This is a genomic window from Chryseobacterium soldanellicola (assembly GCF_900100115.1).
Lineage (GTDB): Bacteria > Bacteroidota > Bacteroidia > Flavobacteriales > Weeksellaceae > Chryseobacterium > Chryseobacterium soldanellicola.
Map to the genome: position 1 here is coordinate 400,845 of NZ_FNKL01000002.1, position 12,655 is coordinate 413,499.

A 12,655-nucleotide genomic window follows, 5' to 3' on the forward strand; every position below is an offset into this window, starting at 1 on the left:
ATGAAATTATTTCAGATCATAACAATTATTTTCTGTTTGGGGATTTTTTTAATTCCTAAGGATAATTTCTATCTTCAATCGGTGCAGGAAAAATGCTGCAAAGCAGATTCTAAAACAGATTGCTGCAATAATCACAAAGCACCAACGAAAGATCATGACAATAAAACAAAATCATCCTGTAATGATGATTGCTGCTCATTTTGTGCAGCATGTTACACTTTCATAGAAACTCCATTTTCTAAAAACATCTTTTTGGAGTTTTCTTATTACAAAGCCAACAAAAATCTACAGTTTCAATACTCTGACCCTTATATTTCAGATAGTTTAAGAGAAATCTGGCAACCGCCGAAATTAGCTTAATTAAAAAATGTAACCATGTATCAGTTTACCAATTTACCAATGATTGTTAAATTATTACATTATTAGATTGCTACATTAAATTCAATTAATCTAAATTTTAAACAAAATGAAATTATATATTTCCAGGATTATTCTTGGTGTATTCTTATTATTCGCTCAAATTATATTCGCTCAAAATCTTTCCAAAAGCCAGTTTAAAGTAAAAGGAAACTGCGAAATGTGTAAAGAAAGAATAGAAACTATCGCTAAAAAAGCAGGCGCAAAAGAAGCCAGATATTCTATTGATTCACAAACATTAACCCTAGAAACAGGTTCGAATATTTCTACTGATGAAATATTGAAAAAAGTCGCCGAAGCTGGTCATGATAACGAAAAATTCAAAGCTTCAAATGAAAATTATGAAAGTCTTCCCGAATGCTGCCATTACAACAGAGAATTACAGATTCAAACCACTGAAAATCAAAAACATAATATCAAAAAAGAGAATGAATTTTATGTAAAAGGAAATTGCGAATCCTGTAAAGCAAGAATTGAAAAAGCAGCAAAAGATGCAGGCGCAGATTCAGCAGAATGGAATGCGGAAAAGCAAATGGTAACTTTGGATTTTGACCCAGCTAAAACCTCTGCAGATAAAATTTTAAAGAAAATTGCAGACGTTGGTCACGACAACGAAAAGTATAAATCAAAAGACAATACCTACAAAAATCTGCCTTCTTGTTGCCTTTACGACAGAGAAATTCCTTTTGGTGAAGCCAATCCGAAAGTACATGCTGAAGAAGGTGAAAAATATGAACATTCAGATCATGGTGACCACAATTCAGATGAAAATGAAAAACATATTGAAGGAGTTACCGTAACAGGTTCAAAAGCTGCAACTTCTTTAAATAAAAAAGAAGCAGGATTGGTTTTTAATATTGACAGAAAAGAATTATTAAAAGCTGCCTGTTGTAATTTATCCGAAAGCTTTGAAACCAATGCAACCGTTGACGTTTCTTTCAGTAATGCGGTGACGGGAACAAAACAACTGAAAATGTTAGGTTTAGATCAAAAATACACAAGCTTAACGAAAGAATTATTGCCTGAAATCAGAGGTCTTGCATCAGCATATGGCTTAAATTTCATCCCCGGAAGATGGATTGAAAGCATCCAGCTGACAAAAGGCGGAAGCACTGTCACAAACGGCTACGAAAGCATCACAGGACAAATCAATACAGAATTGCTGAAAAATTCTGAAAAACCGGAAACTTCTTTAAATTTATTTTCAGATTTTAACGGAAGGGCTGAAGCGAATATTACAAGCGTTTCTCCTATTAACGAACATTGGTCACAAACATTTTTACTCCACGGAAACGGAACTTTCGGGAATACAGACATGAATGATGACGGATTTCTTGACAGACCAAAAGGAACTCAGATTAATGCAGCTTATTTATTGAATTATAATGACTTAGAACATTCAGGTTTAGGTTCGCATTTTGGAATTAATTTCATCAAAGACAACAGAACTGCCGGACAAACTGCTTTTGATAAAAGCTTGGATCAGAACGAACAAACCGCTTACGGAGTCGGCATCGATATTTCAAGATTTCAGGTTTGGAATAAAACGGGATATGTATTTAAAGGAAAACCTTATCAAAGTTTAGGCTGGATGAATCAGTATGTTTACCATCAGCAGGACAGTTTTTTTGGGTTGAGAAATTATTCCGGGAAACAGCATACTTATTACTCAAATTTGATTTTTGAGAGTATTTTAGGCAATACCAATCACAAATACAAAGCCGGAGCTAGTTTTATGTATGACGGGTATGAAGAGAAATATTTGGTTGATAATTTTAAGCGAAACGAGATCGTTCCGGGAATTTTTGCTGAATATACGCTGACAGGTTTGAAATATACATTGGTTGCCGGCGCAAGGGCTGATTTTCATAATTTGGCAGGAACTCAATTTACACCAAGATTGAATTTTAAATATGATTTCACGCCTCAGACCACCTTAAGACTTTCTGCGGGAAGAGGTTTCAGAACGGCGAATGTTTTTGCGGAAAGTCAACAATATTTTGCTTCAAACAGAAATATTCAAATCTTGCAAAATGGCGGAAATATTTACGGTTTAAAGCCTGAAATTGCGTGGAATTACGGAGCAAGTCTACAACAGGAATTTAAAATCTTCGGAAGAAAATCAACGATTGTTGCAGACTTTTTCAGAACTGATTTTCAGGATCAGGTTTTGGTTGATTTAGATCGCTCACCTCAGCAATTGACTTTTTATAATTTAGAAGGAAAATCTTTCGCCAATTCTTTTCAAACGCAATGGGATTTTACACCTTTTAAGAATTTTGATGTAAGATTGGCTTACAAATATTATAATGTTCAGGCTGATTATTTAGATGGAAAAAGAGAAATTCCATTTATGGCGAAACATAGAGGTTTTGTGAATCTGGCGTATTCAACCAATAAAAATAATAACGGCGGATTTTGGAGTTTTGACACGACTTTAAACTGGGTTGGAAAACAAAGACTTCCGAACACTTCAACAAATCCCGAAGAATTTCAATTACCAACATATTCTGAATCTTATGCAATTTTAAATGCACAGATTTCGAGAAATTTCAATAAAAAAATCAGAGCCTATTTGGGCGGTGAGAACTTGACTTCTTATTACCAAAAAAACGCGATCGTTGATTTTAAAAACCCGTTCGGAAATTATTTTGATGGCGGAATGGTCTATGCGCCAATCATGAAAGCTAATTTGTATGTTGGTCTGGATGTAACATTCTAAGTTTGAGCGTTTGAGAATTGTAGAGTTTGAGTGAAGCAACGAAATGCATTAAAATTAAATATATAGCATGATTTCAATAATTTAATATCTTGAAATCATGCTTTTTTGTATCTTTAACTAAACTAAAAGCATGTCGCAAACTCTACTTTTTGAAGATAATTATAAGAAATTCGGGCTCAATGTATTTTCCAGTGAAAATCTTGATGTGATTAACAAAATAAAGTCTCAACCTTATATAAAAGTCCTTTTTGTACCTGCAGATTATGAGATTAGCGTAGATTTTAATCATTATAAAACGGAAGCTCCTACTCTATTCTTTCTTACGTATCAATATTTTGATATCAAAAACGGAAACTCCGATGAAGCGTCTTTACTGTATTACAACAGAGATTTTTACTGTATTCAGATTCATGATAAGGAAGTGGCTTGCGACGGATTGCTTTTCCATAACGTTTTTGAAATTCCGAAAGTTGATCTTGATGAAAGTGAAGTTTTTATCATTAAAAATTTATTTCAAAGCATAAAAGAAGAGCTCGAATGGAAAGAATCTTCAAGCGAAGAAATGATCAGAACTTATTTAAAGCAACTCATCATCCGCGCGACAAGAAAATGGAAAAAACAGAATCTTGATAATGACACAGTAAAAATTCCGAGTAATGAACTGGATGTTTTCAGGGATTTCAGCAGACATCTGGAAATTCATTTCAGAGAAAAGCATAACGTTTCAGATTATGCAGATTTGCTTCATATTGCTCCAAAAACATTGACCCATAAATTCAAAGGCTTAAATTTAGATTCTCCTAATCAATTCATCATTAATCGAATTCTATTGGAAGCGAAAAGGTTATTGTTCTACACTGATAAACCCGTTAAAGAAATTGCTTACCATCTCGGTTATGAAGATCCTGCTTATTTTAACCGGCTTTTTACCAATAAAATCGGAAGCACACCCACAAATTTCAAGAAAAATTACACTTCGGGAAAAAAGTACAATACTTAAGTCTTTTTATCTATTTATTTAAACTTATAACCGACATATCTTTGTATCATCAAAAACAAACAATAATTAAATATTAAAAAACAAAACATTATGAGACGTAACGCAACAGCCGTTTGGAACGGTAACATTAAAGAAGGAAACGGGCACATCACTACTCAAAGCACAACTTTGAACGAAACTCAATATTCTTTCAACAGCCGTTTTGCTGACGGTGTAGGAACAAATCCTGAAGAATTATTGGCAGCCGCTCACGCAGGATGTTTCACAATGAAATTAAGCGCAGAACTTTCACAAGCTGGTTTTACTCCGGAAGAATTAAAAACAACTTCTGTAATCACTCTTGACCCAAGCATCGGAAAAATTACAAAATCAGAATTGACGTTAACTGCAAAAGTTCCCGGACTTTCTGAAGAAGATTTTCAAAAATATGCTAAAATCGCAGAAGAAGGATGTCCTGTAAGCGCAGCTTTCAATTTTGAGATCACTTTGAATGCTACTTTGGCGAATTAATTTAAACCATTAAGGTTTTATTTAAGAAGTTAAGAATATTAAGGTTATACAAAATAATTTGGAAATCAAATGTTCAATCAATAGGAACGGGCTTTAGCCCGTTTGCCTATTTTAATTAAAATCCAATCGGCTTTAGCCAAAACTTAAAGAAATAATTTTCTTAATCAAAAATAAATCTTAATGGTTCAAAATATTCTAAATCTGAGCTAATTAATAACACAGGCTTAATTTTAAAACAAAATATACCAATCGGTATATTTTTTGTATATTTGCATCATAATTAATTGACAATGTCAACAAAAAGAGAAAAGACAAAACAATTCATTATTGAGAAAACCGCATCTTTGTTTAACACCAAAGGCTATACTTCTACGTCACTTTCAGACATTACAGAAGTGACAGGATTAACAAAAGGCAGCATTTACGGAAATTTTGAAAATAAAGATGAAGTTGCTCTTGAGGTGTACAAATACAATTCAGGATTGTTGGGGAAAAATATGTCCCGATCACTTGGAGAAGAATATCCAACCACCATCGATAAGTTGAATGCTTTTGTTAATTTTTACCGTAAAAGCTGGCAATCTGTTTTCGATACCGGAGGCTGTCCTTTGATGAATGCAGCAACTGAAGCCGATGACAAATTTCCTATTTTAAAAAAGCAGGTCACAGAATCTTTTGAAGGCTGGATAAAAAAAATCGCGGAAGTGATTGTTCAGGGACAAAAAAATGGAGAAATCCATGAAGAATTAAACGCTATTGAATTCGGGTCATTATTTATCATGCTTGTCGAAGGCGGAATTTTACTCTCCAAAACCACCGGCGATGAAAAATACCTCAACCTTGCTTTAGACAGAATATTATTAATTATTGATAAAGAATTAAAATTCCTTCCATCATAAACTTCACAATATGGAAACAAAAAAAGTAGCCATTGTAGGATCCAACAGAATCCCTTTTGCCAGAATGAATACAGCTTACACAGACAAAGGAAATCAGGATTTACTGCTTTCTGCGCTGGATGGTTTGATCAGTCGTTACAATCTTAAAGGAAAACTTCTCGGAGAAGTTGCCGGAGGAGCGACGATCAAACATATTTCTGAAAGCAACCTCATCAGAGAAACCGTCATGAACACTTCCCTCGATCCAGGGACTCCTGCGTGCGACCTTCAGCAAGCCTGTGATACGGGAATTGAAGCGGCAGTATACATTGCAAACAAAATTGCTTTAGGACAGATAGAAAGCGGAATTGCCTGCGGTGTTGAAGCCATGAGCAACATCCCTTTTGAATCTTCTCCAAGATTAAGAAAAGCTTTATTAAAAGCCAATAAAGAAAAATCAGCTTTTGGAAAACTCAAACAATTATTAGCTCCAAAACTGAAAGACTGGATGCCGATTCCTTACAAAGGTCAGGAACCCAAAACAGGTTTGGTAATGGGCGGCCATACAGAAATTACAGCAAAATATTATCAGATTTCCCGTGAAGATCAGGATGAATTAGCTTTTAAAAGTCATCAAAACATGGCAAAAGCTTATGATGAAGGATTTTTCGACGATATGATCACTCCGGCTTTTGGCTTAGACAAAGACAATAATCTTCGTCGTGATACGAGTTTGGAAAAATTAGCTTCATTAAAACCTGCTTTTGATAAGCAAAACGGAACTTTAACAGCCGGAAATTCAACGCCTTTTACTGATGGAGCTTCCGCAGTTTTACTGGCAAGTGAAGAATGGGCAAAAGCGAATAATCTTCCGATTTTAGCATATATCACTTTTTCAGAAGTTGCAGGAATTGAATATGTAGAAAATAAACAAAACTTATTGCTCGCTCCCGTTTTTGCAACAGAAAGAATGCTTAAAAAAGCAGGAATGAATTTACAAGATTTTGATTATTATGAAATTCATGAAGCGTTTGCTGCACAAGTTTTAGCAACACTGAAAATCTGGGAAAATGATGATCTGGCCAGGAAATTCGGATTAGAAAAAGCATTAGGAAAAATCGATCGAAATAAATTAAACGTAAAAGGCGGAAGTCTTGCCGTAGCACATCCATTTGCTGCAACAGGCGGAAGGATTATCGGAACTTTAGCCAAACTTTTAAACGAAAAAGGAAGCGGAAAAGGATTTATCTCAATTTGTGCCGCTCGCGGACAAGGTGTGACGATGATTTTAGAAAAATAAAATTGTAATATGGATAGATTAGCACAATTAAAACAATTCATCGGAAAAGAATTTGATCAGTCGCCTTCACCTTTTATGAAATGGCTCAATCCAATCATCCTTTCCGTAGAAGAAGGGCAACTGGAATTTCAATATACAGTAAGACCCGAATGGCTAAACCCGGTCGGAAATCTTCATGGCGGAGTTACCGCAGCAATTATCGACGATGTTATCGGTGCAACTATGTTTTCTTTAAACGAAAATTCTTTCATAACGACCATTAATAATGTGATCGATTATTTTTCAGGTGCCAAAGAAAATGATAATATTGTAGCCGAAACTAAAATCATTAAAAGAGGAAAGCAATTTGTAAACGCGCAATGCGAAATATGGAATGCAGATAAAACGCGCCTTATTGCAAGAGGAACCTCTAATTTATTTAAAATCAATAACTAAGTATGAAAAGAGTTGTCATTACAGGACTGGGTGCCGTAACCCCTTTGGGAAATAATGTTGAAGATTTCTGGGAAAACAGCATCAACGGAAAAAGCGGCGCAGGATTGATCACACAATTTAATGCAGAAAAATTTAAAGTACGTTTTGCCTGTGAAGTAAAAAATTGGGATCCTAAAGTCTATTTAACTCATACCGAAATAAAAAGAAGCGATCTTTTCACTCAATATGCACTTTATTCCTCTGCTGAAGCCATTCAGGATTCCGGACTGGAACTGGAAAATATGGATCCGTTTGACACAGGAGTAATTTGGGGAACAGGCCAAGGCGGGATGTTGACTTTTGAAAATGAAGTAACTGAATTCGCCAAAGGTGACGGAACACCGCGTTTTAACCCTTTCTTTGTGCCAAAATTCATAGCGAATATGGCTTCGGGAATGATTTCCATGAAATATGGTCTTCAGGGAATTAATTATACAACAGTTTCTGCGTGCGCAACAGGAAATACAGCTTTGATGGATGCATTCAATTACATTCGTCTCGGAAAGGCTAAAGTGATTATCAGCGGCGGTTCAGAAGCTGCTGTAACTCCTGCTTCAGTCGGCGGATTTTCGGTTATGAAAGCAATGTCAACAAGAAATGACGATTTTGCAACAGCCAGCAGACCTTACGACATCGACAGAGATGGTTTTGTGATCGGGGAAGGTGCCGGAGCTCTTGTTCTAGAAGAATATGAGCATGCAAAAGCCCGTGGTGCAAAAATCTACGCAGAATTGGTCGGGGCCGCAATGACAGCCGATGCCTATCACATGACAGCACCTCACCCTGAAGGAGTTGGCGCAATAAAAGCCATGCAGTTGGCTCTTGAAGAAGCGGGTGTAAATACAGATGATATTGATTACATTAATCCGCACGCAACTTCTACTCCGCTTGGAGATTTGGTTGAATTAAAAGCGATCAATAAATTATTTAAAGGAAGCAAAAACCTTGATATCAGTGCTACAAAATCAATGACAGGGCATTTGTTGGGAGCTGCCGGAGCTGCGGAAGCAATTCTTTCGATAAAAGCAATTCAAAACGGGATTATTCCACCGACAATTAACCTTCATACGATTGATCATAATATTCCGAATGATATCAATATTGTTTTCGGTGAAGCGAAAGAAAAGGATATTACCTATGCTTTAAGTAATGCTTTCGGTTTTGGAGGGCATAATGCGACTTTGATTTTTAAGAAGTTTTCTTAATTATAATTCAGATTAGATTTGTCTAGATTCCTACGGAATGACTATGTTTAAAATTTAATGCAAAATAAAAAAGCAGTCAGAATTTGGCTGCTTTTTTACTTTATAATCAATTTAATTCTAATAAAAATAAATCCGGAATCATCTTTTCTACTGCAAATCCGGAATAAAAAAACTCTCAGCGCTCCCATCAATTGGAATATAAAGCCTCTCCCATTTTTCGCCTTCTGTTATTTCCCAACTGTGTCCTTTTCCTTCTACATCTTCCGCCAAGAGTATTATTCCAGGTTCTATAAGAAATGTTTCACCATTGCTTACTTTAAATTTGATTTTTCCTTTTATTGTCACCACATATTGCCTTCTTGGAGCCGGATGTGTTACTTTTTCCCAATCTTCAGTTTTATTGCTGATCCAGAAAGTGGTGGTGTTCATCCGTTGTAAAGCAGGAATTTTTCCTCTTTCAAACGTACTTGTCCCGTCGGTATTATTCATTAGCCTTATGGCAGAAATAAATTCCGAAGTATCTTCCATTTAGATTAAGATTTTAACCATTCCGATTTGGAAAGGTAATTTTGATCAGGATAATAAATAAAAAGGCAGTTTCTTCCTTTTATAGTATTAATGATCGGTTGCGTCAAATCTTTTGGAATGGCAGGGCAGCCCCAGCTTCTTCCTATTCTTTTGTGCATAGCAGCAAATTCTTCACTTACATAATCTGCTCCATGCATCACAACTGCTCTTTTGTAGGCGGCATCATTAAATCCTTTATCCATTCCCAACAGTCTTAAAGAATATCCGTTGTCACCGTCGTACGTTGCATCTGTAATATAAAAACCCAAACTGCTTTGAAGCGAGCTTTCAGTATTTGAAAAATTGGTAGCAAATTCTTCTCCTGTATTTTTCCCGTGAGCAACTAACGAGTTGAACAACACTTTCTTTTCCTCAGTATCAATTACCCAAAGTCTTTTTGTATTCGAAGACATAGAAAAATCGCATACAGTCAGTAAATGCGACTCTTTATTAATCAAACCAGCTTTCTTTAAATTCTCAAAACCTGTTAAAGCTTTAAAGAAAACTTCTTCGTTAAGTTCATGTCCCGGTTCAAATGATATCGACTTGTATAATTCTTCTGATGAAGATTCAGCAGTTGCAGCCTTCTCAGATTTGGTGTCAGCCAGTCTTTCAATCTTTTTTGTGTTGCTATTTTCCTTCTTTACACTCCCCTTTTCCGGAGACATATAAAATGAAGTGGTAACCAAATACACAACACCTAATAAGCTATATAATCCTTTCATTCAATATTATGTTAAATCCAATTCAGTCAGCAAATGTATAAAAACATACTTATTGAACGCCAATAACTCTAAAAAGTTTAACTCAATTTAAGAAACTTTAACTTCCTGATTATGTGAATAAAAACAGCTTATTTCTGCGAATCCGGAACAAATTCCAGGCTTATAGAATTCATGCAATAGCGCAGTCCTGTAGGCTTCGGACCATCATCAAAAACGTGTCCCAAATGCGAATCACATCTCTTGCAAAGCACCTCTACCCGTTCCATTCCGTAGGTTGAATCTTTTTTATAATAGACTCCATCTTTGTCAGCTTCAAAAAAACTTGGCCATCCGCAACTGCTCGAAAATTTTGATGTAGAACGGAACAAATGATGCCCGCAAACCGCACAATAATAATCTCCGATTTCGTCAAATTCATTGTATTTTCCGGTAAAAGCTCTTTCTGTTGCCGCTTCTCTTGCAACGGCATATAAATCCGGGGCAAGGATTTTTCTCCATTCATCATTGGAAATATCCAGCTTTGTAGCCGCCGTTCTTGAATAGTATGGATTGTTTTTTGCTTCGTTTTCCATAGAAGTTGTTTTGATAGGTTGATGATTCTGCGTACATGATTGCAGAAAAGTGAATAATACTATTGAAATTAGAAATTTCATTAACCAAATTTACTAAATTTGAGAATATGAATGATGAAGCAAAAAGAAAACAGCTAAGAAAATATAAAGCATTTGCCACCGGATTATTTGTGCTGATGGCAGTTGTATTTATTATCACCTCAATGTTGCAGAAAACCAATGATTCTCATTGGATCGGTTACGTTCGCGCTTTCTCGGAAGCAGCGATGGTAGGTGCTTTGGCAGACTGGTTTGCGGTGACTGCTTTGTTCCGTCATCCGCTTGGATTGCCGATTCCGCATACGAATCTTATTGAAAACAGCAAACAAAGGCTGGGAGATAATCTGGGAAGTTTTGTGGTCAGTAATTTTCTTTCACCACAAAATATCCGGCCGTATATTCAGAAAATTAAAATTTCGAATTTTGTCGGAGAATGGCTTGGTAAAGAGAAAAATCAGGAAGTTTTAATTAAAAATCTTTCGGATATTGTTTTAGATATTTTAAATAAACTCGATGATTCTGAAGTCAGTCAATTTATCAGTAAAAAAGTCTCGGAAATGACCGATAATATTAAATTGAATGCTCTTCTTGGAAACGGAATCAATTATCTTTTAGACAAAAAAGATCATCAGAAAATCATCACCAATCTTTCTAAACAAATTAAAGATTATATTATTGAAAATGACGAAATGATTCAGGATAGGGTGAAAAAAGGTAGTTATTCTTTCATTCCGTCGTTTGTGGATAATAAAATTGCTGAAAAAATTGCAAACGGACTTTCAGATTTTTTCAAAGAAGTTGAAGAAGATCCGGAACATGAGATCAGAGGTTTGATTACAAAAAGAATCTATGAATTTTCAACTGAGCTTAAAGATGATCCAAAATGGGAAGACGAATTTAAAACCATTAAAAATGAGCTTCTTAAAAACGATAAATTGAATGAATATTCTATCGATATCTGGATTTCCATTAAAAATACGTTGACAAAAGAACTTCAGGAAGATCAGTCTTTATTAAAAAATTATTTATCTAAAAACCTGAATGAATTTTCACAAAATTTAAAAACTGACGAAAATCTTCAAAATAAAATCGATCATTGGGTTCGCGTAACGGCTTATAAATATATTCTTAAAAACACGCATCAATTCGGCAACCTCATCAGCTCAACCGTCGGAAACTGGCAGGGAAAAGAATTAAGCGAAAAACTGGAACTGGAAGTCGGAAAAGACCTCCAATTCATACGAGTCAACGGAACTTTGGTCGGCGGATTGGTCGGTTTGATCATCTACACGATTTCTCATTTCTTCCTCTGAAAAAACTAAAAAACTATTGTAACCAAACCATGAAAAAACTCTTAACAGCATTTCTTTTGCTCCATTTTGTTTTTGCTTTCTGCCAGAAAGTTGAATTAAAAAAAGTAACGGATTCTTCTCAGATTTTCAAAGGAGAAATTGCCGGATCGCCCATTACCATTCAGTTATACTATGCCGGAATTCCGGATTGCAGCCTTTATCAATATTTTGTGGACGGCTGGTATTATTACGATAAGTATCAGAAAAAAATTCCGTTGACAGGCATTTATGATTACGGAAAATTATCTTTGTATAATTTTGGAAGCAAGCAAAAGCAGAATTCGAAAATTTTCAGAGAAAATATTACTTCGCCTCAAACCGTGGAAAAAACCCAGGAAATCGCAGAGAAATTAAATCCTAAAGAATCAATTGTATTTCAGCAGGATGACCTCAAAGGAAATCCTATTCTCGGAAATTTTTATTTCAATAAAAAAACGCTACCTGCAAAATTATTTACAGGAAATGATATGATTTATCGTTACAATAATTATCTGATTTTGCCGAATAATAAAAAGATCAACACTTTTGACATTATCAATAAACATGGTGGAAATGAGCTTATTTCCTTCGCTTCGGGAGAAAAAGGGAATCGGGTTCTGCTGTATTTTGAGCATTCTTCCAATTTCAATGCCTGCGGAATGTGCGGCGCGAGTGAAGGTGAAAAAGGTTACAGAGTTTTGTATTTTACCAAAGACTGGAATTACAAAAACTATGAAGAATTCCTTACAGAAAGCTGTCTTGACAATATTTATGACACGAAAGTCACAAAAAATAAAGAAACCAAAGTTTTAAAATTTTATGTTCCCAAAAGCTCCAGCGTTCCGGCTCATACTTTAACGGTTGATGTAAAAAATGCTTCTGTCGTGAAAACAAAATAAAAGAGAGCTATATTAA

The 12,655-nt window shown here is 35.3% G+C and carries 13 protein-coding genes; 10 read left to right on the forward strand and 3 right to left on the reverse strand.

The features are described 5' to 3' along the window. The 8 genes from BLT04_RS06620 (at window position 1) to fabF (ending at window position 8,506) form a co-directional block, all read left to right on the forward strand. A complete protein-coding gene (locus tag BLT04_RS06620) occupies window positions 1-360 on the forward strand; it encodes a hypothetical protein (RefSeq protein WP_089754950.1) in 360 nt (119 codons plus the stop codon). Window positions 361-466: 106 nt separating this feature from the next. After that, a complete protein-coding gene (locus tag BLT04_RS06625; protein WP_089754952.1) occupies window positions 467-3,139 on the forward strand; it encodes a TonB-dependent receptor domain-containing protein in 2,673 nt (890 codons plus the stop codon). A 130-nt stretch (window positions 3,140-3,269) separates the two neighbouring features. After that, window positions 3,270-4,139: a helix-turn-helix domain-containing protein gene (locus BLT04_RS06630; protein WP_089754954.1), complete on the forward strand. Its 870-nt coding sequence runs from the start codon at window positions 3,270-3,272 to the stop codon at window positions 4,137-4,139. A gap of 90 nt (window positions 4,140-4,229) precedes the next feature. After that, on the forward strand, window positions 4,230-4,649 hold the full coding sequence (locus BLT04_RS06635) for an OsmC family protein (RefSeq protein ID WP_089754956.1): 420 nt from the start codon (window positions 4,230-4,232) through the stop codon (window positions 4,647-4,649). A 290-nt stretch (window positions 4,650-4,939) separates the two neighbouring features. Beyond that, window positions 4,940-5,548, forward strand: coding sequence for a TetR/AcrR family transcriptional regulator (locus tag BLT04_RS06640; protein ID WP_089754959.1), 609 nt, complete (start codon window positions 4,940-4,942; stop codon window positions 5,546-5,548). 10 nt (window positions 5,549-5,558) lie between these two features. Further along, the gene (locus BLT04_RS06645) at window positions 5,559-6,827 is read left to right on the forward strand and encodes an acetyl-CoA C-acetyltransferase (RefSeq protein WP_089754961.1); all 1,269 of its coding nucleotides are present in this window, start codon (window positions 5,559-5,561) and stop codon (window positions 6,825-6,827) included. Window positions 6,828-6,836: 9 nt separating this feature from the next. After that, window positions 6,837-7,262: a PaaI family thioesterase gene (locus tag BLT04_RS06650; protein ID WP_089754963.1), complete on the forward strand. Its 426-nt coding sequence runs from the start codon at window positions 6,837-6,839 to the stop codon at window positions 7,260-7,262. A gap of 2 nt (window positions 7,263-7,264) precedes the next feature. Further along, window positions 7,265-8,506, forward strand: a complete 1,242-nt coding sequence (gene fabF, locus BLT04_RS06655) for a beta-ketoacyl-ACP synthase II (RefSeq protein ID WP_089754964.1) — start codon at window positions 7,265-7,267, stop codon at window positions 8,504-8,506. Window positions 8,507-8,653: 147 nt separating this feature from the next. Here fabF and BLT04_RS06660 read toward each other — a convergent pair whose 3' ends face one another. The 3 genes from BLT04_RS06660 to msrB all read right to left on the reverse strand — a co-directional run bounded on the left by BLT04_RS06660 (window position 8,654) and on the right by msrB (window position 10,370). Next, window positions 8,654-9,034, reverse strand: coding sequence for a cupin domain-containing protein (locus BLT04_RS06660; RefSeq protein WP_089754966.1), 381 nt, complete (start codon window positions 9,032-9,034; stop codon window positions 8,654-8,656). 5 nt (window positions 9,035-9,039) lie between these two features. Beyond that, on the reverse strand, window positions 9,040-9,798 hold the full coding sequence (locus BLT04_RS06665; RefSeq protein WP_089754967.1) for a murein L,D-transpeptidase catalytic domain family protein: 759 nt from the start codon (window positions 9,796-9,798) through the stop codon (window positions 9,040-9,042). Between the two features lie 128 nt (window positions 9,799-9,926). Then, on the reverse strand, window positions 9,927-10,370 hold the full coding sequence (gene msrB / locus BLT04_RS06670) for a peptide-methionine (R)-S-oxide reductase MsrB (RefSeq protein ID WP_394331112.1): 444 nt from the start codon (window positions 10,368-10,370) through the stop codon (window positions 9,927-9,929). A gap of 107 nt (window positions 10,371-10,477) precedes the next feature. Here msrB and BLT04_RS06675 point away from each other — a divergent pair, with 107 nt between their 5' ends. Together BLT04_RS06675 and BLT04_RS06680 are read left to right on the forward strand one after the other, a co-directional pair. After that, window positions 10,478-11,722 (forward strand): DUF445 domain-containing protein, encoded by a 1,245-nt coding sequence (locus BLT04_RS06675; protein WP_089755543.1) that lies wholly within the window; start codon window positions 10,478-10,480, stop codon window positions 11,720-11,722. A 29-nt stretch (window positions 11,723-11,751) separates the two neighbouring features. Continuing rightward, window positions 11,752-12,639: a hypothetical protein gene (locus BLT04_RS06680; protein ID WP_089754971.1), complete on the forward strand. Its 888-nt coding sequence runs from the start codon at window positions 11,752-11,754 to the stop codon at window positions 12,637-12,639. The last annotated feature ends 16 nt before the right edge of the window (window positions 12,640-12,655 follow it).

Coding starts and splice junctions, on each gene's coding strand:
- BLT04_RS06620 (WP_089754950.1), top strand. CDS start 1: ATGAAATTATTTCAGATCATAACAATTATTTTCTGTTTGGGGATTTTT.
- BLT04_RS06625 (WP_089754952.1), top strand. CDS start 467: ATGAAATTATATATTTCCAGGATTATTCTTGGTGTATTCTTATTATTC.
- BLT04_RS06630 (WP_089754954.1), top strand. CDS start 3,270: ATGTCGCAAACTCTACTTTTTGAAGATAATTATAAGAAATTCGGGCTC.
- BLT04_RS06635 (WP_089754956.1), top strand. CDS start 4,230: ATGAGACGTAACGCAACAGCCGTTTGGAACGGTAACATTAAAGAAGGA.
- BLT04_RS06640 (WP_089754959.1), top strand. CDS start 4,940: ATGTCAACAAAAAGAGAAAAGACAAAACAATTCATTATTGAGAAAACC.
- BLT04_RS06645 (WP_089754961.1), top strand. CDS start 5,559: ATGGAAACAAAAAAAGTAGCCATTGTAGGATCCAACAGAATCCCTTTT.
- BLT04_RS06650 (WP_089754963.1), top strand. CDS start 6,837: ATGGATAGATTAGCACAATTAAAACAATTCATCGGAAAAGAATTTGAT.
- fabF (WP_089754964.1), top strand. CDS start 7,265: ATGAAAAGAGTTGTCATTACAGGACTGGGTGCCGTAACCCCTTTGGGA.
- BLT04_RS06660 (WP_089754966.1), bottom strand. CDS start 9,034: ATGGAAGATACTTCGGAATTTATTTCTGCCATAAGGCTAATGAATAAT.
- BLT04_RS06665 (WP_089754967.1), bottom strand. CDS start 9,798: ATGAAAGGATTATATAGCTTATTAGGTGTTGTGTATTTGGTTACCACT.
- msrB (WP_394331112.1), bottom strand. CDS start 10,370: ATGGAAAACGAAGCAAAAAACAATCCATACTATTCAAGAACGGCGGCT.
- BLT04_RS06675 (WP_089755543.1), top strand. CDS start 10,478: ATGAATGATGAAGCAAAAAGAAAACAGCTAAGAAAATATAAAGCATTT.
- BLT04_RS06680 (WP_089754971.1), top strand. CDS start 11,752: ATGAAAAAACTCTTAACAGCATTTCTTTTGCTCCATTTTGTTTTTGCT.